This is a genomic window from Microbacterium sp. SORGH_AS_0888 (assembly GCF_030818905.1).
Lineage (GTDB): Bacteria > Actinomycetota > Actinomycetes > Actinomycetales > Microbacteriaceae > Microbacterium.
In genome coordinates this window covers 3,148,196-3,167,751 of the sequence record NZ_JAUTAZ010000001.1, presented here as the reverse complement: position 1 = coordinate 3,167,751, position 19,556 = coordinate 3,148,196, and the positions used below count along the sequence as shown (strand labels likewise).

21 protein-coding genes and 1 pseudogene are annotated in these 19,556 nt (G+C 60.9%); 6 read left to right on the top strand and 16 right to left on the bottom strand.

Annotation, left to right across the window (positions count from 1 at the left end; genetic code table 11):
• Nucleotides 1-78: 78 nt before the first annotated feature.
• The 3 genes from QE381_RS15395 to QE381_RS15385 form a co-directional block, all read right to left on the bottom strand.
• Nucleotides 79-1,911, bottom strand: a complete 1,833-nt coding sequence (locus QE381_RS15395; RefSeq protein WP_307219550.1) for a hypothetical protein — start codon at nucleotides 1,909-1,911, stop codon at nucleotides 79-81.
• A 150-nt stretch (nucleotides 1,912-2,061) separates the two neighbouring features.
• The gene (locus QE381_RS15390; protein ID WP_307219548.1) at nucleotides 2,062-2,262 is read right to left on the bottom strand and encodes a hypothetical protein; all 201 of its coding nucleotides are present in this window, start codon (nucleotides 2,260-2,262) and stop codon (nucleotides 2,062-2,064) included.
• Nucleotides 2,259-2,606, bottom strand: coding sequence for a hypothetical protein (locus QE381_RS15385; protein WP_307219546.1), 348 nt, complete (start codon nucleotides 2,604-2,606; stop codon nucleotides 2,259-2,261). Before QE381_RS15385 ends, QE381_RS15390 begins: the two co-directional genes overlap by 4 nt.
• 1,400 nt (nucleotides 2,607-4,006) lie before the next feature.
• On the opposite strand from QE381_RS15385, the gene QE381_RS15380 reads away from it, so the two are divergent.
• Entirely contained in the window at nucleotides 4,007-4,342 is a 336-nt protein-coding gene (locus tag QE381_RS15380) for a hypothetical protein (protein WP_307219544.1), read from the top strand.
• Nucleotides 4,339-5,049: a hypothetical protein gene (locus tag QE381_RS15375; protein WP_307219542.1), complete on the top strand. Its 711-nt coding sequence runs from the start codon at nucleotides 4,339-4,341 to the stop codon at nucleotides 5,047-5,049. The genes QE381_RS15380 and QE381_RS15375 overlap by 4 nt, the downstream gene beginning before the upstream one ends.
• A gap of 9 nt (nucleotides 5,050-5,058) precedes the next feature.
• On the opposite strand, the gene QE381_RS15370 is transcribed toward QE381_RS15375, so the two are convergent.
• From QE381_RS15370 to QE381_RS15360, 3 genes are read right to left on the bottom strand one after another with little or no spacing between them, the layout of a single operon-like run.
• On the bottom strand, nucleotides 5,059-5,634 hold the full coding sequence (locus QE381_RS15370) for a hypothetical protein (protein ID WP_307219540.1): 576 nt from the start codon (nucleotides 5,632-5,634) through the stop codon (nucleotides 5,059-5,061).
• Complete coding sequence (locus tag QE381_RS15365; RefSeq protein ID WP_307219538.1) at nucleotides 5,631-6,248, bottom strand: hypothetical protein; 618 nt, start codon at nucleotides 6,246-6,248, stop codon at nucleotides 5,631-5,633. The genes QE381_RS15370 and QE381_RS15365 overlap by 4 nt, the downstream gene beginning before the upstream one ends.
• Before the next feature lie 28 nt (nucleotides 6,249-6,276).
• Nucleotides 6,277-6,978 carry a TIR domain-containing protein gene (locus QE381_RS15360; RefSeq protein WP_307219536.1) on the bottom strand — a complete coding sequence of 234 codons (702 nt, stop codon included), beginning with the start codon at nucleotides 6,976-6,978 and terminating at the stop codon, nucleotides 6,277-6,279.
• Between the two features lie 182 nt (nucleotides 6,979-7,160).
• Here QE381_RS15360 and QE381_RS15355 point away from each other — a divergent pair, with 182 nt between their 5' ends.
• Nucleotides 7,161-7,766: a hypothetical protein gene (locus tag QE381_RS15355; RefSeq protein ID WP_307219534.1), complete on the top strand. Its 606-nt coding sequence runs from the start codon at nucleotides 7,161-7,163 to the stop codon at nucleotides 7,764-7,766.
• Between the two features lie 50 nt (nucleotides 7,767-7,816).
• On the opposite strand, the gene QE381_RS15350 is transcribed toward QE381_RS15355, so the two are convergent.
• The 8 genes from QE381_RS15350 to QE381_RS15315 all read right to left on the bottom strand — a co-directional run bounded on the left by QE381_RS15350 (nucleotide 7,817) and on the right by QE381_RS15315 (nucleotide 15,720).
• The gene (locus QE381_RS15350; RefSeq protein ID WP_307219533.1) at nucleotides 7,817-8,146 is read right to left on the bottom strand and encodes an Lsr2 family protein; all 330 of its coding nucleotides are present in this window, start codon (nucleotides 8,144-8,146) and stop codon (nucleotides 7,817-7,819) included.
• Between the two features lie 179 nt (nucleotides 8,147-8,325).
• Complete coding sequence (locus QE381_RS15345) at nucleotides 8,326-8,556, bottom strand: hypothetical protein (RefSeq protein WP_307219531.1); 231 nt, start codon at nucleotides 8,554-8,556, stop codon at nucleotides 8,326-8,328.
• 197 nt (nucleotides 8,557-8,753) lie between these two features.
• The gene (locus tag QE381_RS15340; protein WP_307219529.1) at nucleotides 8,754-10,874 is read right to left on the bottom strand and encodes a hypothetical protein; all 2,121 of its coding nucleotides are present in this window, start codon (nucleotides 10,872-10,874) and stop codon (nucleotides 8,754-8,756) included.
• 210 nt (nucleotides 10,875-11,084) lie between these two features.
• A complete protein-coding gene (locus QE381_RS15335) occupies nucleotides 11,085-11,642 on the bottom strand; it encodes a S26 family signal peptidase (RefSeq protein WP_307219528.1) in 558 nt (185 codons plus the stop codon).
• 54 nt (nucleotides 11,643-11,696) lie between these two features.
• Nucleotides 11,697-12,569 (bottom strand): hypothetical protein, encoded by an 873-nt coding sequence (locus QE381_RS15330; RefSeq protein WP_307219526.1) that lies wholly within the window; start codon nucleotides 12,567-12,569, stop codon nucleotides 11,697-11,699.
• 206 nt (nucleotides 12,570-12,775) lie between these two features.
• Entirely contained in the window at nucleotides 12,776-14,236 is a 1,461-nt protein-coding gene (locus QE381_RS15325) for a hypothetical protein (RefSeq protein WP_307219525.1), read from the bottom strand.
• A 121-nt stretch (nucleotides 14,237-14,357) separates the two neighbouring features.
• The gene (locus QE381_RS15320) at nucleotides 14,358-15,062 is read right to left on the bottom strand and encodes a hypothetical protein (RefSeq protein ID WP_307219523.1); all 705 of its coding nucleotides are present in this window, start codon (nucleotides 15,060-15,062) and stop codon (nucleotides 14,358-14,360) included.
• A 133-nt stretch (nucleotides 15,063-15,195) separates the two neighbouring features.
• Nucleotides 15,196-15,720, bottom strand: coding sequence for a DUF1643 domain-containing protein (locus tag QE381_RS15315; protein WP_307219521.1), 525 nt, complete (start codon nucleotides 15,718-15,720; stop codon nucleotides 15,196-15,198).
• A 103-nt stretch (nucleotides 15,721-15,823) separates the two neighbouring features.
• On the opposite strand from QE381_RS15315, the gene QE381_RS15310 reads away from it, so the two are divergent.
• Entirely contained in the window at nucleotides 15,824-16,783 is a 960-nt protein-coding gene (locus QE381_RS15310) for a hypothetical protein (RefSeq protein WP_154922845.1), read from the top strand.
• Between the two features lie 6 nt (nucleotides 16,784-16,789).
• Here the strand turns inward: QE381_RS15310 and QE381_RS15305 are convergent, their stop codons facing one another.
• Both QE381_RS15305 and QE381_RS15300 read right to left on the bottom strand, forming a co-directional pair.
• Nucleotides 16,790-17,152: a hypothetical protein gene (locus tag QE381_RS15305; protein WP_307219517.1), complete on the bottom strand. Its 363-nt coding sequence runs from the start codon at nucleotides 17,150-17,152 to the stop codon at nucleotides 16,790-16,792.
• Complete coding sequence (locus tag QE381_RS15300; protein WP_307219516.1) at nucleotides 17,139-18,203, bottom strand: P-loop ATPase, Sll1717 family; 1,065 nt, start codon at nucleotides 18,201-18,203, stop codon at nucleotides 17,139-17,141. The genes QE381_RS15305 and QE381_RS15300 overlap by 14 nt, the downstream gene beginning before the upstream one ends.
• 157 nt (nucleotides 18,204-18,360) lie before the next feature.
• On the opposite strand from QE381_RS15300, the pseudogene QE381_RS15295 reads away from it, so the two are divergent.
• Nucleotides 18,361-18,498 (top strand): annotated as a pseudogene (locus tag QE381_RS15295) (helix-turn-helix domain-containing protein); the annotation flags it as partial.
• 165 nt (nucleotides 18,499-18,663) lie between these two features.
• Nucleotides 18,664-18,963, top strand: a complete 300-nt coding sequence (locus QE381_RS15290) for a hypothetical protein (protein WP_307219515.1) — start codon at nucleotides 18,664-18,666, stop codon at nucleotides 18,961-18,963.
• The last annotated feature ends 593 nt before the right edge of the window (nucleotides 18,964-19,556 follow it).

The following is a 19,556-nucleotide window of genomic DNA, read 5'->3' as shown; positions in this document are numbered from 1 at the left end:
ATGTGATTAATCGCGCCTACCACTAATTGGCGCTGGATTCGATCCTGCGGCGTTCTATGGCCTAATCCCGCGCGATACTCAACCTTCTTCGTGCTTGACCAACTTCGGCAATGCGCGGGCGTCAACGTCGGTTTGGAACCCGTACTCGCGCGGGTCTTCGCCTTCACCAAGAGGGAACCCAGGAACGCCGGTCTTCGCGTAGTTCAAGGTCATCGGTTGACCGCCCTGATAACGAGCCGCGCCGGAGTAGAGCTGACCGTTAATGATCGAGCCGCCGCCGAAGGTGAGAACACAAGGGGTGTAGATGTAACCGGTGATCTTCTCGCTCATGGTGAGGCCGTAGATGTTGCTTTCACCTTGACCGTTTGAACAGCTCGGGGTGCGATCAACGACACTGTCCGGAGTGAGCAAGCTGAACTCGTGGGGCTCTCCATCGGCGGACTTGACTCGCACCTGCTGTGCGTTGGTGAAGGCGTTCGCGATGAACGCCACATCGGTCTTGAGTGAGAAGGTGACGGCGTTCATGTTCACGGTGGAGCAGCCGCGGAGGTCGTACACGGTCGGGGTCTCGCGCTCGTTGACCTCGCGCACAAGGGCCGGTGAGTTCTGCAAGTCACAGGCGGTCTTTCCCACGCGGTCGTAGCCGTTCGCGGCCCACTCAAGGTCGTCGTAGGTGTAATCGCGCCATGAGTAGGTTTCCGGCTTGAGCTCGTCGGGTAGGAGGAAGAACACGGGGTTCGGAGCGGCGGTCGCGGTGTTGGTTGCTTTGGTGCCGGTCACGCGCGGGCCGGAGTCCCACGTAGCGATCGTTCCGGCCACGGTGAGGTTCTTATCGATGCTCGTCGACGGGGCGATGTTGTTCGCGCCCGCGCCGGAGACGGTGACGGAGCCGCCGATGGTGGTTGCGCCCAACTGCTGGAACGTTCCTGCGATGTGGACGTTGCCGTGAATGGTCGAGTCGAAGAAGTCGGCGGTGGCGGTGTTGGTCGTGGCGACGTCTCCCCCGATGACGGTCTTGTTCTGCACGCGAAGCGGCCCGTTGGTTCTCAGGCTCAAGCCGATGTTGACGTTGTCCACGTTGGTGAGGCCGGTACCGGCGCCGACGACGCCGCCCTGTACTCGTGTGCCGGAGGAGAGCACGAGGTCACCCTGTGCGTACACGGAGCCGCCGATGACGGACCCGCTCGCGGTGGAAAAGTTGCCGAGGGTGAACACGTCACCGGTCACGGCCACGGCGGGGTTCTGGATCGCGACGTTCTCGCTCGCGAAGAGAGAGCCATCGATCACGCAAGCGTTGGAGATGCGCACGGAACCGGAGAGCACAACCACGTCGCCCTTGATGCGGGTGTTCGTGTTGCAGTTGAAGTCACCGTCGAGAAGAACAAGACCGGCGTCCTCCTCCGCGATGGTGAGGGACGAGAGTTCCACGTTGCCGCTGCCGGAGGTGAGGGCACCGTCGTTGGAGCCCTTCACCTTGTTCACCCATAGGTACGTCTGCGTGACGGTCATACTCTTGCCGTAGGTGTCCGTGCCGGTGCTCTTGATGAGGGCGTAGCGATCACCGTCGCGAGGACAACCGGCACTCACGGAGGGGTCATTGAGTCCGCTTGGGATGGTCGCGGAGGCTGATCGGTGGACCTCGTACACGAAGCCGTCACCGGTGACGGCCGTGTCTTTGCACTCACCCTTCGTGAGGCTGAACACGGCTACGGCTGTTCCGGACTCTGCGGCTGCGAGCGTCGTCACGGAGGATCGGTGCATCGCCGTGAGTTGGACGGCGTTCACCAGAGTCATTTGGAGTGACGCGCATATAACGAACATCACCACCATGAGGATCACGACGCTCAGTAACGCCGCACCCTCCTCGTCTCGGGATGGATTGCGACGGTCGTTTAGGAAGCGGTCAAGCATGGCGGTGATCCTCGTTCAGCGGCTTTCAGCCAACCCGTCGAATATCGCGGGTGTAGGTGTTTCTAACGCGGCTGAGAAAAAGAGAACGCCCCCGTGCGTGCCGCGGAACGGGGGCGTTCTCCGATTGGATTCACGAAGGGCAATATCGGCTTACGACAGGATGAGTCCCGTCGCGACAATGCCGAAGACGAGAAAGAATGCGAACACGGTTCCAGCGATCAGTTCGTTGCGGCGAACCACACGCCACTCTTCGTACTCCTTGCGCTCTTGCCGGTAGGCCGCGTTGATGACGGCTTGACGAAAGTTCGGGTCGTTCTGGTCCGGTTCCTCTCGACGCACTACCGCTCTCATAGCTCAAGCTCCTCGTCCGTGTACTCGCCGGAGGGAATGAGGTCGTGGGAAGCGCGGAGACCCGCAACCAGTGTTCTGGAGAACTCGCGTGAAGGAGTGAAGTCACCACGCACGGCGGCTGCGACTGCTCTGTGGATCACGGAAGACACCTGACCTACCGTCTTTGGCGGGACACGCTCGAGAACTTCTTCAAGCTTCTCTCCGGAAGGGGCGTCCTTCCTGTCACCCTCTTCGGCTCGCGCTTGAGCGATTGCTGCCTTCGAGATGAGGTGCCAGAGCAATACGTTGCTCTCGTCGTCGGTCGGAGGGCGTAGGTACGGTTCGAGCCTGTTGATGCGGTCCATGGGTGTTCTCCTTCGTCGTGGTTTGGACGGAGGAGTCTCTAACGCGCGTAGCCAGAAAGTTGGCATAGCTCTGCTCTTGATGGGCTTCGAGAAGACTGTTGCTCTCGCGCACCGCGAACCGTGCCAGCGCTAGCGGCGCTGGACCCCGCGCTACCGGTTCGAGCAAGCTCGCCCCGTCAGCATGTCCTTGTGGGGACGTCTCGATTAGTCGATTAGTTGTCACCGATGCGATCTTTCGATGGCTGACGCCGTTGGGTCACTTCACCGTGGCGCGGCGCGTGATTGCTCTTACCCACAAACAGAGTCGTCCGTGCTCTACCTTGCGCGGTGCGTTGATTCGCCCGTTCGCTTTTCACCGTTCGTTTGGTTCAGAGCATCCCCCCTTCGGTGCGGCGAGGTGATCGTGCAGAGCACCTGTGCTGAGGATCACAAGAGAAAGGGTCACGGCTTTCCGTGACACGAGTCGAAGACCGTAGCGAAGCGGAGTGTCAAAGACTCAAGCGGTCCAGCGTGCCACGCTGGCGCGGTCCGCGGCGTCGCGGGTGTAAGTCACCGTTGGTGCTTGCGACCACCGTCGTGTGCTCGATTCGATTGGTTCCCGTCGTCACGACGGGCTGTTGGAAGTCTTTGGAAAGTTTGTTAGCTCTCCCGCTTGAGTTCCCTCGCTCCCCGAAGAGAACCGCTTCCACCGCTGAAGAACAGGCGAGGCAGAGTGAGCGTCTTACACCTCGTGTGTTCCGTCCACTGTCGTTTCTACTTCGTGAACGCCGCGATCCTATGCTTTTCTAGCTGTCGTCGTCGCGGAGACCTAGACGGGCTAGGAACTGTTCCCGGCAGAGGTACACCGGCACTCCCGTCTTCATCCTGTATTTCGTGCTTCTCTTGGGGCAGGCGAACCCCCTCAACTCTTTTACCTGGTACGCACCCAGTAACCGCATCATCGGGACTTGTGTAGTTGTTGGCAGAAAACAGAAAGGAGTCCTAACCGAACGATCTAGCCGTGTCCTAATCCAGCAGTTCGTTCGGTTAGGACTCCGAATCGTTGAAAAGTAATATCAACATGGGTCACGATCAACGACCCACGGTTGTTATACCGACGTTTCCCGCGAACAATCAAAAAAGTTTTGGCCCGCGAAAATCCGCGGAAAATCGGGCCGAAACGGCTCGCCGGCTGTGCGCGCCGCCGCCAAAATCCGGATCGATCGACCGCCCCGAAACCCGCCCACCCACCAAACGCGCCAGAACGCCCGCTGACGCCCGATAATCGCCGTGACGCACAATCACGTCACCCCCGCTCCGCCGTCGTCAGATCGCCGCACAGCGACACGTCACACGCTCCCGCGATGTACCCGCGTACACCGACTGCTCGCGTTGTCGGAGGTGCGACGTACCGTGCTCCCGTGACTCCGGATCTGACCACCACTCCCCTGCCGCCGCGCTCACGCACGGATCGCACGGCGCGGTGGGAGGTTCGTTTCGAGGGCAAGCGCATCGGCTACCTCGAGGAAAAGAAGATCGGGCGTTCGTCGTCGCGGTTCTTTCAGGCCTACGTGTTCATCGATGACCGCACGATCAACCTCGAACTCGACCCCGACTTCGAGCAGCGTTGCGAGGTCATCCTGCAGGCGTGGCGGGACCCGTCATCGAACGTCCACGCGCGCTACGCGTTGGGTCTCCCCGAGACGAAAATAGGAGTTGCCGATGGGGTCACACACCGCGATAGGTTGACCCCATGATGTGGGGGCCGTCAAAGAAGTGGGTACAGGAGCGCGACGCAGCGCGGAACCGTCGCGAGGAGTACTGGCAACACTTCCTGGAAAAACTCTCGTACATGTCTGAAGCAGAGGCGACAAACTACCTCGCGCAGCGCCACCTCGCCCACTCGACTAAAGCGGGCGGCTTCATGGTCAACGCTGAAGGCTACATGGTTCACATCGATGATGTAGTCCGAGAGTCGCGTTACGTCAGGAGCGCGCGGGAACGTGAAGAAGAGTATGCGCGCTCCTCGGCTCAGAAGGAACGCGATCATGCTGCGCGAGCCACCCTCGCGGCGGAGGAACGTGAGCAGGAAGAAGCCCGAGAACGCTCCCGTCAGCTTCGTCAGCGCCTGCGCGCTGAGCAGGGACTGCCCCCAGAAGTCGACCACGCGCTTGGAGAGCCTCGTCCGCGCGCGGCCACCACAGCCGCCCCTCCCCAGGACTCACGCTCCGCGTGGGACCTACACGTAGAGCGCGAACAGGCTAAGCAGGAACGGATTCGTGCGCGCCGTGCGGAGGAGAAGGAAGCACGCCGCACCGCGCAGGACGCGAAACGAGGTGCCATGCAGCGGGAGAGGACGAAAGCCGTCAGCGTCCTATCGCGAGTGTTGAATCAGGCCATGACGTCTGCGGCCGAGCGCGGTGCCGACGTTGCAGAACAACGACTCACTACGCCTGAACGGTGAAGCATAGCTTCAAGGGCGATTAGGGCCCCTTCGATAGTTCGCTATCTCAGCCTCGACTTCTGCCCGACGTTTCTCGGACTCCCTGGACTGCCACCAAGCGCCAGTTCCTACAGTTGCCGCGGCGACACCACCGAGCAGCGCCGCAAACACGGCGATGAAATCCCCTCCGTTAGCAAGGAGGCCGGGGAAGAGAACCGTCAGCCCCCAGACTCCGGCAACTATCGCGACCCCAACCGCGAAACCCAGAGCCCAGAGCCAGAACTTTCTCCACCATGACGGGCCGGTGATGCGGGTGGCGATCCGCTCTGCGAGAAGGTCCCGAGCTGCGGCGAACCCGAGAGCTACTGGCTCCCCGGAGGGCAAACCAGCCAGGGCCTCGTTCATACCCTTGAGTCGCTTCAGCGCTGCGGACTCACCCCGCGTATTCCAGAAGGCGACTGCGATAGCACTCACTGCCCCTACCACGGCCACGATGAGTGGAACCCACTCTACAAACGGGCTCGCGTCCTCCGCAGACTGATCGGCAGCCGCGTTCAACAGAGGCGCTGCTTGGAGGTAGCTGAAGCCACCGTCGCTACCGATCATGACCGTGGCCTCGCTTTGTGGTTAACGCAGGGATTGCGAGGTTTCGTGAGTGACTTGGAATTGGTGCGACACACCTCTCCGACCGCTGATCCGCAAGACGGACACGGACGTGACAGGTCCATGAGGGCACGAAGGTCCCGCTCGTAACCGCCGTAGAAGTCGTCTGCCGTAATGGAGTTCGCCGCTTCGATAGCCGCCTCGACCTGCGGACGGTTCTCTGCAATGAGGCGATGGAAGGCTTTGTGGTCGCGGAGCAAAGCCGCCATCATCGTCTCAGGCAACTCTTCACGCAGATAGCGTTGCATCGTTGGGAACGGCCGGGGCCCACCAAAGTCGCCGTTGAGTAGGAACGCCCCTTCGGCTCGGGCCTCCGCGATGTGCAGCATCTCGAGGTAGTGCAACTCGGTCGAGGTCCGTGCGCTCGCGAGGACTCGCTTCGTCAGCACCTCAGTACCGTGCCGACTGATCGCCTCGGTGATGTTTGTTCCGCTTCCAAAGTAGGACCGCACGTGCTCCCTGTCGAGTCGCGTGCTCTGGCCGATGTAGGACCAGCCTTCGCGTCCGCAGTCCGTCCGGAAGACGTAGCCAACGGCGTCGGCGCTGATAATAGCCACTGGCAGCGTCGCCTCTACGCCCGTGCGATCAGAGAGCCTCGGGGTCAGGAGTGTATCCCGCCGCCTGCAGCTCTTTGAACAGCTTTGCCTTCACCTCTTCGATCTTGTTCTTGAAGGGGAGGTAGAGCAGGCCATGAATGTCGCTGGGCTTTTCAACGTCTTCTTGGTAGAGGATCGCGACTCGCTTGCGACCGAGATTTGCGAGGACCATGCCTAGTTCGAGAATGACGTTCTGACGGGCTCGGGCCTGTGCCTTCGTTGCGTCTGTCTTGACGTGGCCTACGTCGTCAGGAGTGAGGAGGACACAAGCGTAACCAACGTCACCCGACTGCCTCAGGTACCGTTCGAGCTTCTCGATGACCGTATCGCCGGCAGCCGGAAGGTTAGCCAGGATGATGGGCTTCAATCCCATCTTGCGCAGAAGCAGTTCAAGAGCATCGGTTGCAGCCGTGTCGTGCCCGTAGACCACGAAGACATTTTTGTTCGGGCCGGGGGTGGGCTGAATGCCGACTCCTTCCGTGGGCTCAGGGTTCGGCACACCGCCGTCCTTCCAGGCTTGCAGCTCTGCCAGTAGCGGAGTCTTCTTGCCCTGCGTTTGCACCGTCCCCGTGTGAAAGAAGTTGACGACCTCGCCGGACTTCGCCCTCACCTGCGTGCAGTGGTCCTGCTCCTTCACCTCATACTCGACGCCTCGCTGCGTAAGCAGAGCTTCCACTTCAGCCTGATTCATGGCTCCCCCTGATTGCTCGCTTCAAGATACCCCGCGGCGCCTCCTGGCCGCATCAGGTCCAGCCGCCCTCTCACGTTGAGCACCCCGTCCCAGAACGAGCCAATACACAGAGGAAGGCCCCCGCCAACACTATGTTCGCCACGCATCGGGCCTTCCAGACCCCCGTTGACGATAATGGCGTCATGCCTACGATCCACCAGTTCCTCAGTGACCCGTCATTCTTGACGCTGCCGCTGCTCGCTCAGCGAGACAAGCTCTGGGACAACCCCTACTCCCTGTTCGAGAAGGAGGACGTTGGGGTTGTGCTCGACTACTTGAACGAGCTACCTGCGCCCATCTCGAACCAGCAAGCGAACGCGCAAGTGGACTTCACCGAGGACGTCATCTTCACCTTCCCGCCTCCGATCGGACCCGTCGAACGCTACGAACACCGAGTGCGGCGGTTCGCGGTGCAGTTCCCTACATGGTCGGCTTTCGACCTGAACGAGCGCCTGAAAGCGCCAACCTACGTTTACGAAGGCTCACTCTCTCCCCTGGTGCTCAGGAGCCCTTCACCGACCGAAGAGGAAGAGTTCGCGAAGCTGGAAGAAACTCTTTCGAGCCGTATGACCGAGTCAATCTCGCCGCTTCACATCGCGCTTGTTCTCGATTGGTGGCGTACCCATTACCCCAACCGTCTTCGCGGTTCCGTCATCGACGCCATCAGAGGTAACCGCTACACACCGGAGCATCTACAGGACGCGCTCACCGTTGACGTGCTCTGGGATGGGTCCAGCAACAACGTGTGACACGCGGAAGAGCCCCCGACGAATCGAGGGCTCTCGCTGATGGTTCGGCCTTAGTACTTCGTGCCGTTGGCTTCGTTGTAGGCGGCGACGACAGCCTTCGGCACAGCACCACGGTCACTCTTCACGAGGCTGCTGATCTTCTCCGGCTGCTCCTTTGCCCACGCGCGAATCTCCTTCGCGGGCACCGCCGCACGCTTAGTCGGAGCGTTGCCGCTCACCGCCGCGTCGATGAACGGCGCGAGGGCGTCCTCCAACTTCTTACGGTTTGCTTCGCCGAGGTCAATCGTGAAGGAGCGGTTGCCGTAGGAGAACTTCACGGCTTCAACGCCGTCAGTCACGGAGGAGTCAAGGTCATCAATGAGAACGGTACGGGTAGCCATAACGGGAACAGTAGCACTTCAACTGAGCGATGGTCATCACATTCCGATGGCTACCCGTGGCATGCGAGTCCAGGGTTCCACGTCGTACCGCGTCGTCGCTTCCATAGTCAATGACCCGCGTACACCGACTGCCCGCCAGGACCAATGTCAACAAGTGTCAACAAGATCGGTCCAGCCGATCAATCCACGGGCGGAAGAATCGCCGCGATCACTCGCTCTGCGTCCTTCTCACGAATCCAAAGATTGCCGTACCGATCGGCGAGCGTGTAGATGCTGCTGTGCGGATTGCGAGCCTGATAAGCGTTGAAGTTTCGAACTAGCTCGTTTTTCCCAGGACCGCGTGACGCCGCCTTCACCAGGAGCGGAAACAGTTTCACTAGGTCCACGTTCATGGCGGGAATATCGGCCACCAGAGCGCACAGGATCGATTCTCCGCGCCTTTCTCGCACTCAATGCGTCGTACTACCGGATTCGTCTCCCCGCCGTCAGAACGCCGCACAGCGACGTGTCACACCGACACTCCGGCCACCGATCCGCGTACACCGACTGCTTGCGCACCAACAACAAAGGGTCACGAGCCGAAGCCCATGACCCTTTGCGATGGGTGTTACTCGGCAACACCTCGCACGAATCTGATGACGAGATTGTGCTCGTTCTGGTGAGCCGATGAACCGCTCAAGGTAGGAGCGAGAACGTTGGCGTCCACCGTGTTTCGTTTCATCGGACCGTAGAGACGGCTGTCGTCACCGGAACCGGTGTCACGCGAGGCGACGTAGCCGTTCGGTACGGACTCGTTCTGCCCGAAGGTCGCGTAGCAGTCCACATCGATCTTCTGAGTAGCGGTGCCGCTCACGGTCGTTGGTCTGCGGTTGGCGTCGAAGCCGACAGTGGAGGGGAACGTCACGACGGTGGTCGGCTGGTACTCCCACTTCACGTTGAGCACAACCGGCGCGTCCTTCTCAGAGGCCCACGTAGCGGCCACATCGAAGTTCTGGAACGCACCACGAAGCTTCGTCGCGGTAGGGCCGGAGAACGTTTGAACCGGACGGCTCGAATCAGCGAGGGTGAAGTTCGTCTGCTGCGCCGGTTGGGCGTTACCGGTGAACAACTTCTGAGAACCCGCGCTGTTCAAGGCGGCCATTCTGAACTGCCCGCCGTTGCTTGCCTTCGTATCCGGCGTGCTGCCGTTCCACAGGCTCACGGTGGTGGCGATCGGTGCTTGTCCCTCGTAATCGAGCGACGTGCCGTCCACGTTCGGGTAGGCCATGTTCACCTTGATACGACGGTCATCGTTGTCACGGAACATCTCGAAGTAGCTTGAGTCGCTGCCGTCGAAGACCGCGCCACCCTTGGTGTCGCTGTCGCTTCGGTTCGATTCCACCGACACGTTGCCCTTCGCTCCGTTGTTGGTCGACGCTCCGGCTCCGTTCGGATCGGTGAGGCATTGTGCGCCACAGTGCATGTCGTAGAAGCCGACCTGACCGGTTCGAGCGAGAGCAGCGTTCGCGTTCGTGTTGACGCCGAAGGCCTTCGCGTTGTTTCCGGCGGGACGTTCGCTCCTCGAGGTGGTGTGAAGCACGGTGGTCACGCCGTCATCCACACGGTTCTGGCTGATGATGGTGTAATCGCTACCGGGAACGCCGTAAGCGGCGAGGGCCGCGTCCAACTCCTCGGGGTTGCAGTGCACGGATACGATCTGCCAAAAGGCGGTGTTCTGCGGGGTCGCGAGACCAGCGGTGAGGCTGTGCGAGCGCGAGCCGTTGTCTTCGCTCCAACCGGACCACGCACCGTAGACGCAGTTCGCCGGAGTCGCGAGCTCGCTGCCGTTGGTGTTCGCCTTGTAATCGCAGGTGTAGTCGCGCACGCGAGACTCCGACCAGTTCTGATTGAGCGTCACGGTGCGAGATGAGGTGTGCTCGTTGACGCTCAACACGCCGCCCTCCGCGAGACCTTCCTCATTGGCCGCGTCGAGGTCGAGGTTCGCGTGACCTTCGGCGGCGTCGCGGAACAGAGCCTCTTCAAGCTGAAGACGCTTGCCGTCGTAGTTGCCCTGACCGGAGGTAGCGATCTCTCGCACGAGGCGTCCGTAGTTGCTCTCCTTCGAGGACATTTGCGCGTGCAGGTTGTTCTTGCCGATGGGGTCCTTACCTTCGGCGTCGCGAATCTCAGGAGTGACAGAGGTGTTCCACGCCACGGGGCCGGAGACGGTCGCGGCGTCCGCGCGGGTGCGGTGGTCCCACTGCTGCTTCGTGATGCGTTCGGTGGCGTCGACCACGCAAATCACGTAGGTGCCCTTGTGGTTCATCTCGCGGGCGAACTGGTCGATGCGGTCACCGCCCGCGGGGTCGGTCCAATCGAGTTTCGCGCTACCGGAACTCATGAGAGCAGCGTCGCCGTTGGCCCACGTGATCCAGTAGACGCGAACAAGCTGCGGGCTGCGGCAATAGCTGTTCCACAGGCCGGAACCACCGCTTGAGTTCTCCACGTAGCGCTGCGCGCCACCGTGAGCGCCAATTCCCTTCGCGTTCAGAAGGCCATTGAGGCTGTTCGAGTAGGTCCAACGCCAGCCAGCCGGTAAACCACCGCTGCCGCCGCCCGAACCGCTACCGCCACCCGATCCACCGTCAAACGCGGAGGAGGGAGTGTTCGGCACGAGAACGAGTACGGCGGCCAGAATGAATGACGCTGCGATCATCGTCAGCGTCCAAAGTTTCCTTCCATTTCGCATTCCTGCTTCTCCTTGAGATTAGCGACCATTGCCGCGTTATCGAATATCGAGCTACAGGAGTGTTTCTAACGAGCCGCGAAGATAAATGACGGGGTGACCGTTCATCGACTGCTTGTGGGTGACGTGTGTGATGCAGTGAACGCCTCGCTCCCTCGCTGCGAGGACGTGTCACAGGCCTGACACGATGCGGTCGAGACTGACCACTACCCCTCAGCCAAGTCGCTTCGCTGACCACGCGAGGAAGCGCTTCACGGGCGAGAGCATGCCGACTAAAACCGCGGCGGCCAGAAACGCGCCCAGTGAGAAGCGAACCGCTGCGCCATCGAGGTTGACAGCCACCACACCGAGCACATCTTCGGCTCCGATGGTGAACTCATCGGCTGCTTCATTGCGGTCGCCCTTCATCGTTGCTTGGCCGTTCTTTACGGCGATGACGCGGTGGGTGACACTGATTACTCGGTCGCCGCGCTCATGACGGTAGCTGAGGATCGTGCCTTCGCTCAGGTCGCCTTCCACGTAAGGGCGAGTCACCACGTAGTTACCGGTCACAATGACCGGCTCCATGGAGTTCGTGACCACCGGGGTGACTTCGTATCCGAACACCATTCCGCCAACGCCGCCAACGACCATCACAACGCCGACCCACAGCAATCCCTTCAGGGAAGCCGACACCCCTCGAACAAGTGCCAGAACTGCGGTGAAGAGGAGAGCGAAGACGTGTCGCACACTGAGCGCGGAGCGGGTGGCGGTGGTGGTGGCGGTGGTCATAGCGGTTCCTTCGAGCAGGTGACTTAGACCTCTCTAACGCGCCGCTCCGCTTACCTAACGCTTTGGAACAAGCGGTACCGGAACCGGTCGTTCCCCGTTGACCTGCAACTTGAGGTCACGCCAACGCTCCAGGGCTCTTCCGGAGGCGCGTCCTGCAATACCTATCAGGCTGATGGTCCAATCAGTGCGCGACGACAGCACACCCGAGAGGACGTCGCCTTCGGTGTCGGGGTGGGTGAATTCGAGAACAGACGCGCCACGTCGGAACGATGGATGGGTGAAGCCGCTTGCCAAGCGCCACACCACGACCAAGGCGTCATTGTGCAGGTCGATGGATTCGCCAGCCTCCCGCACGATGGCCTCCCACGGAGGCAACGCGTTCTCGTAGTCGTCGGGGGCGATGCCGTTCGCGGTCGCGATTGCGCGCAGGTATCCCTTGTGCCTCTTCTGCCTCAGAGCCTCTTTGCGCAGCAGATCGTTCGCCTCAGACTGCGACCTGCCTTTCAGACCGCTCTTCGTGAGGGCTCGCTCGTGAGTCAATTCGTCGTGTGCTGCCTGAAGCCGTCGCAGTATCCGGCTCCTCCGGTCTCTCGGAACCATCACCCAGATAGCCATACTGGCGCTTTCGATCTGCGCTCGCACAAGGGGATAGAACGCCATGATGGGGACCTGGAGCGAGCCATCGTCACCGCGAAGCATCGACCTCATAGCCCGCCCGAGGTCAACGGCTTGAAGCAGGCAATAACTCACGAAGTGTTCGAGCTGCATGGGCGCGGAGGCCAGGTTGTCGCAAGCCATCACGGAACGCGGCTGAGAGTTTGGCTTCTGGATTCGGTCGAAGGCGTCGCTCAGGGCGGCTTGACGGTCAAGCACATCGGTCAGCAGGACAGCGAGTTCGTTCTCATCCACAAGCAGGGTTTCGCCCATTGCAATATCTCCGCACTAGAAACCTTTACGCAGACGCTAAGCGCCACCACCGACATTGCAGAAGCGCAAACCGCGCTTCATCAGCACGGTGGCGGCGATGGTCGGCCGAATCATCGAGGCTAACGTCACCACTGATGGGCAGATCGCCGGGTGCTTAGAGAGAAGAGCCTGCCCGGAAAGTGCGGGCAGGCTCTTCAGGATGAGCCTCAGCGCACGTAACCGAGGATGGCAGTCTCGGTCTGAACAACGTTGAGAGGAGCCTCAGCGCCGGTCTTCCACTCACCATCCATGAGGACTGTCGATCCTGCCCCCTCAACGACAGCCCGCGTGAAGCTCGCCGGATCAGAGGTGGACCCGCTTGCCGTGCACGCTTCGATAGTCGCGCCTGTCACCTCGGTGAGGGTCTTCCTCGTCGGGATTGAGAACTCTGAGAACGTGGCTTGAGCCGGAACGGTGCAGGCGACGGCTGCACTGCCACTCAGTGGCGTCAGCGCGCCGGAGTTCCAGTCGAGAACGACGAGTTCGTCGTCATTTCGCAGCGGCCAATACGTCGCGAAGGGTCGAACGGTGCCCGCCTGCGAGGCATTGCCAAGACCAGACAAGTTTTTGAAGTCCGTCTGCCATCTTGTCTCTCCGGTGACTGAATCAACCCCGGTCATCGTGACGTCCCCAGTCGACAGTCCGATGGCTCCGCCTGCTGTGTCCCGCGCCAACGACCATTCCCCGTTGCAGAGAATGGGTGAATCGACGTCACCACCGCACGACACAAATCCGGCCTTGGTCCAACGAACCTTGCCCGTTGCAAGTTCGATGAAGCCTGCAGTTTCCTCCGCGGCGGTAGCTTTGAACGTGTCGGGCATGGTGACGCCGGTCGAGTTGTAGACGAGGGCGCCCTGCTCTTCCCTCGCATACCAGCCGCCAAGCGAGTCAACAACTTTTCCGTCACCGCCCACTACCTCGATCGCGGGGATTTTCCAGGCCTCTTTACCGTCAACGATGCGGAGGACAAACTCCTCCCCCGCTTCGTCGGCGACACCCCAGACCCCCGCGCCGAGGTCTCGGGAACGCGAGTATCCGGCTACGGCACTCGTGTACGGCTGCACTCCCCCGTTTAAGGTCAGCTGATATCGAGCATCATCGCTTACCCCGGGGGTGTTGCCCCAGAAGCACACGCCATCCTTCAGGCCGCAGTCCCAAATGCTGCTCACCCACATTTCTGAAGCTGACGCTTTGACGGCTCCAGACTTCGGGTCGATCAGCGCCAGTGCCGGCGCCCAGGTGTCGTTGCTCTGAGCGACGGGCTCCCCGACGACAGCGATGATCGGTTGAGACTTCTCACCGAGGATCATGGGGAAAAGGCTGCCGTTGACGCGGTTGTTGATGCTAGCGGCGCGAGTCCATCGTTCAGTGCCGTCGGCGGAGTTGTACGCAGCGAGGGTGACGGCATGCTCCGGCGTCTTCACGTAGGCGAGAACCGTGTCATCGACAGTCACCACGAAGCTCGAGCCGATTGGTGCGGCGTCGACGGCCCAGGTCGGTTCAACGACATTGTTGAGCAGACTTTCCAGTTCCTGCGGCGACCCGTCAGGCTCGTCGGTGCCGGTGCAACCCGCGAGAAGGAGAGCCGTTAGGCTCAGCACCGCAACGACCGTTGTAACGCGCTTCATAAATTTCCCCCGTAATGGACCCACTTAGAGCCAGCCAGATCCTATCGAGGTGCAGAGCATCGATTCGAACACACCTCCGCGAGCGCCCGCCCCGGCGCAACACATCAGCTGTTCGGCGTCATCATGGGTGGTCACTGGCCACGTGTGCGCTGAGCGCGGTGGCGAAGCGAGGGGCGCAGCCATCGCAACGCACCAAGTCCCACAAATCGCCCTCCGCCAATGCCGCCCAGTCATCCTGAGCCCACTCGTGAGGACATTGACTCTGCTCCAGCGGCGCCATACCCAGCATCCAGCCAGTCAGTTCATTTACTGAGTGGAACAGCGGGGCCGCGGACGCACGGACCTGTTCGATAATCTCCACGTGGCCGGCTTTCAGACCTGCGGGTAAGGCGGCTTTTGCGCGTTCGCACCCATCACACCGGCAGATCCTTGCGGTTCGCGCCTGTTCCGCCCGCTCTTTTGCCTCTTCCGAGAGTTCAAGCGACTCAATGACTTGACTTGCAGCCTGCTCGCACTCGGGACAGTCGTAGTACAGGAGTCCGACCTCGCAACCCTGCCGCTCCTCAGCCTCAGACAGCTCGCGACGCCAGTCATCGGCGTCGTAACGGTGCGGACACTCACGGTGGTCCGAAGCAAAAGGGTGTGAAGAGTTGCCAAAGAGATGGAAGTGCGGCAGGTCCTTGTCAGCCAGGTAAGCAAAGAACTCCTTTGACTCCGAGTAGTCGGGTCCCTCGTGTACGCAACCGTTCGCGGGCCCGTAGAAGTCGTCGAATCCCGCTCGCTCCTCGCATTCCCTACAAGCGTGCAGGTCCTTCGCCTCCTGCACGACTGCCTCAACCCTTTTGCAAACTGAGCACACGCGGCTCTCCCCCCGACCGACATCGCCTACATTTCGACTCTATGCGCGAACGCACCATGGACTTGATGAGCACCCGTCACAGAACCGATCGGCCACGTCATTACGTCAGTCCCCTCGCGACCATATAGGCGTCCACGTCGAACGGTACCAACGGTGTGGAACCCGCCACGTAGAGGGGATGACGCGGATGACCGCGCTTCGTCAACGTCCCGAGATTGACCCACACGCAATCGTGGGCCGCCATCACCGTGAGTAGATCCGCCAGCACCGGTTTCAAGAAGTCGCGAGAGTCGATGGTGTCACCCCACGCCGCCAGCACCGTCGAACGCCGCCCCTCGAGGACCGCGGCCACGTGACGTTCGTTCTCGGCCTTGAGCGCGGGGTCAAGCTGAAATTCGATGTTCTCAGGGTCGGCAGCGATCTGGGGGTACACGTTGAGCAACGTCCAACTGTCGAAACCGTTGCTCGATGCGAAGCCGGTGACACGGTTCACCGTCCGGTCAAGATCGTCCGGAACCGCCGTACTCGGATTTATGCCGACGCACACCAACGGATTGTTCCCGAGGGTGGCGAGGGTGAACCGCGCCGTACCCTCCGCGTTCCGTTGCCACAGCCACCGTGTCATGGTGACAGCGTGGCACGAACGGCGCCGGTATCTTTGAACCTCCGCCGTCGTCACGCTTCATCCATTGCGAAGCGTCCGACGCCACACCGGGGAAGGCTCAACGATGACCTACTGGCAGGCCGTACCGTCCACGTCCAGTGACCGCCTCGAAGAGCTGGCGCAGACCCTCATTGCGTGCCGCGACGCCTTCCACGAAACCGCCAACGAGTTCCACTGGGAGCCGGTAGGAGGGTCGGGCGCTGCTGACGCGGCTGCGGCCCTGCCGTCGCCTGATCCGGCAATCGATAACCCAACAGGCGAAACCGGCCATCGCCTCATCACAGAGGCCATCCAGATCTTCCTCTTCAACTCCGCGGCGCATCTAGGAAGCTGGGCCGCGTTACTGCGTGCCGCGGAGGTGGTCGTGACTCCTTCACTACTCCTACGCGCCGTGATCGAGAACTGCGCGCACGCAGTTTGGGTCGTGGGGGATGATCGTGAGGATGATCCGGGCGCGCGGCTCGCGCGCGCCTACCTGGAAGAACTGAAGAGCGCCGAGCAAGCCAAGATGAACGCGGGCCGTCTGCGCGGCAAGAGTCATCCCAGCCACACTCGCACAGCGGCCGCGTATAAAAAGGTCAAGGCTGACATTTCCGCCCGTTTCCCTGACTCGACTCCCGAGGAGCTCGACAAGTGGCGGCTTCATGGACAGAAGCTACCGAGCCTCGGGGAGGCGGTCGAGTGGATGTACGAGCTGACACGCTCCTTCGGCGGCACCATCAACGCAACGGTGGCCTCCGGATTGTACGGGCTGCTCTCGAACCTCACGCACCCGACCCTCTACACAGTGAGAGAAATGCGCGTGTGGACCAAGGACGAGGAGACAGGTCACAACGTGGCGAACGTCCAGGTCACAATCAGGTCGGTCGAGAACGACGTTCGTGCAGCGCTTGCGGCCTTCTACAACGCCCTCAGCTACGTCACCGGCTACTACGACTGGCCTGAAACTGTACTTAGGACTCTCGAAGGCAAGATCGAAGCGGTCATCCCTGAGTTTTTCGTCATCGCCACCGAAGCCGATTGAAGTAACTCAAGCGTCTGTAAGACCAAGCTCCTTAGTGAAGGCGGGATGGACCTGTAGTTGCCCCGTTTCAGTTGCTCTCAGAAAACGGTCCTGATAGCGGTAAACAGTTCGCGACCCTCCGCCGCCGCCGCCTGTACGCAACACTCCCACAACCGATGCTTCAAACAGCTGCTCAAGCACAGCGTCCACATTCTCGGCTTCGATACCCGCGCTCATTGCCGCGGTTTTCCAAGTACTGAGCGTGAACGTCCTACGACCGAGCGCCTTCAGCGCGTTGACTACGGCGACCATGCTGGGAACGTGGTCCCCGAGCTCATCCCGTAGCTCGTCAACGATGTGCTTGCTGTATCTGACCTCAGCGTCGTACAATGTCCTGACCGTCGATGGTGGTGTGCCCGTTGGAAACAGCGACGTCAAGAGCGAAGGTCGAGAAAGCCACAATGTCACGGGGCCTTCCCAGCACCCGTTTCGTCATGTATTTCAGGGCAGTAGTCCCGGACCTCATACGTTCAGTCGTGAAGACCGACGCCCATCCCTCGCCTTCCGGCACCCCCGCCGTTTTGTGAATGCGGCGGTCGATCACACGCTCAAGCTCCTCGTTCGGCCAATCGAGATACACAGCATCTTGGGCGAACTTGTTTTTGTCGTTGAACGCGATCTTTTCCCACAGATCAGTGCGAAGGAACACGATGACAGGTGCCGGTCCTTCTTGTTTCAACTTTCCCGCGAAGTGCCGTGCCGCTCGCACCGCACCGCCGATAAGCCGAAGAGACTCCTCGGTACCGTCCCACGCATCATCCAGTCGGTCGACTAGCGCGGTTACGGGAGTTCGCTTGACGTGAGCCGCCAACACGTCCTCAAGCTGGTCTAGCAGCGTGAGAGTTGACTTCTCGAGGAACGTCTCTTCTACGTCGGCTATCTCGAAGCCTCCGAGCTCCGCTATGCCGGGGACAGACGGCAGCGCGACCTTTCGCACGCGACTTAACCACCCGAAAAGAGCCGCGAGGGGTCCCCTGTTTGGACCAGCGCCGATTTGACGAAGTATGCGCTTGCCACGCCAACGCAACCTCCATTTCATCGTGTGACTCGCCTCGACGAACATTGAAATTGCGATGGCGAACCGCCAAGACGCGGCGTAGGCGAACGCGGGGCTTACCGCCTGATCGAGCAGCCGTTTGTGAGCCTGGAACACGTAGTCCTCGAGGTCCATCTCAACCACTGTCCCCGTCGCCGAGGCCGCGACATGCTTAAACAGTGCAGTCTTACCGGACCCCTTACGTCCGATGACCAGATACTTCCCGAGCAAGGCGTCCGAGGCAGTGCCGACGTCGATGAAGTAGTCAAGGAGGTTGGCGTCCTGTTCGGCGTCGAAGCGTCCGAAGTCGATGGCGCTGAGGACTCCCGGCGTAGGCGATGACATGAGTCGAAGCTACCGGAAGCCCCGTACAAACTCGGCAAGTCCGTCAAGCGTCTAGATGTACCGGGTCAGGAGGTTGGTGGCTGGTTCGGGTCTTGTGGATGAGGAAAACCTCCGGCTGAGTGGAGATATCTGACGTCTTCACGAACCGGAGGTTCTCGTGCCCCACCGTAATGCTCCGCTGACTCCTCGGGGCCGGCTGTTGATTGTTGAGCGTGCTGCCGCAGGGTGGAAGCAGGCGCATATCGCGGCCGCGATGGGTGTCTCGCGACGGTGCGTGCAGCGATCACCATCGCGGGCGAGTTCGTGCTCGCCACGGAGAAGTACCTCTGACACACGTCGGCTAGGAGACGAGACACCGATCTACTGCTTGTGTCGCAAAAGTTCGTCACCTCGTAGGCTCACCAGACGTACCGTCAAGGCTCCGTGAGTGCACGGGTTCGATGACCTGGAAGGAGCGCCCATGCCTGCGCCGTCTGTACCTGCCGATGCCATTACCGTCATGACACGCGCCGCGACTCGCGGCCTGATCCAGTACATGGTCAAGAATCCGAACAGCTACTACGGCGAGATTCGCGAAGCGACTGAGGCTCCTGTGAGCTCGCTCACCCGCGACCTGCGGCTTCTCGAGTCTGTCGGGGTCGTTCACACAGACGTAGATCATCCACTGGGTTCCCGACGAGGCCGCGCTCCGCGCTATCGGGTCGATGTGCAACGTGTCACGGACCTACTCGCAGAACTCAAGAACCAGTTGTTGGGCTGACGACGTACCCGCCGGTGGCTGCAACCACGTGCATCGACCTGAGTACGTGTCGCACACCGCCGCGTTGAGCTTGACCATCAGCTTGGACATGCATCGAAGGCGCGTCTTCCGTCATCAAGCCGATGAGTGTTCACACGATTCGGCCAGGGGTCCAGAGGAAAACTGGGGCAGGGGTCCGGGGAAGCCACTCCCCGCTCCCTTACGAACGGATCATCAGTAAACGAACTTCTCTGTCGTTTGCGGCCATCGGTTGCACATCGTCATGGCTTGGACGAAGGGTGTACTCCACTTAACGGTGAGTTGTGGAAGCTCTTCGAAATTGTTCGAAGTATCATCCAACGCTGCGACGTTGGTTCGGCACTCAGGGCGACCCCCTGAGAACGCCGTTGGGCGACTACCCAAACCCCGTCCTTGGCGCAAGGGTTATTGCAGGGAGCTTTCGGCGGTTTCTAGAAGTCCTTGTCAGGCCTGGAGGCTGTTTTAGGAGTCCAGGGGTTCTGGTCAGCGAAGCTCCGGCGAAGCCGGCCCACTCGCAACCATCCACGTATATCCGGTTTCTTATTGCGAAGTGCGGGATTACGCGCGTCTCCTCG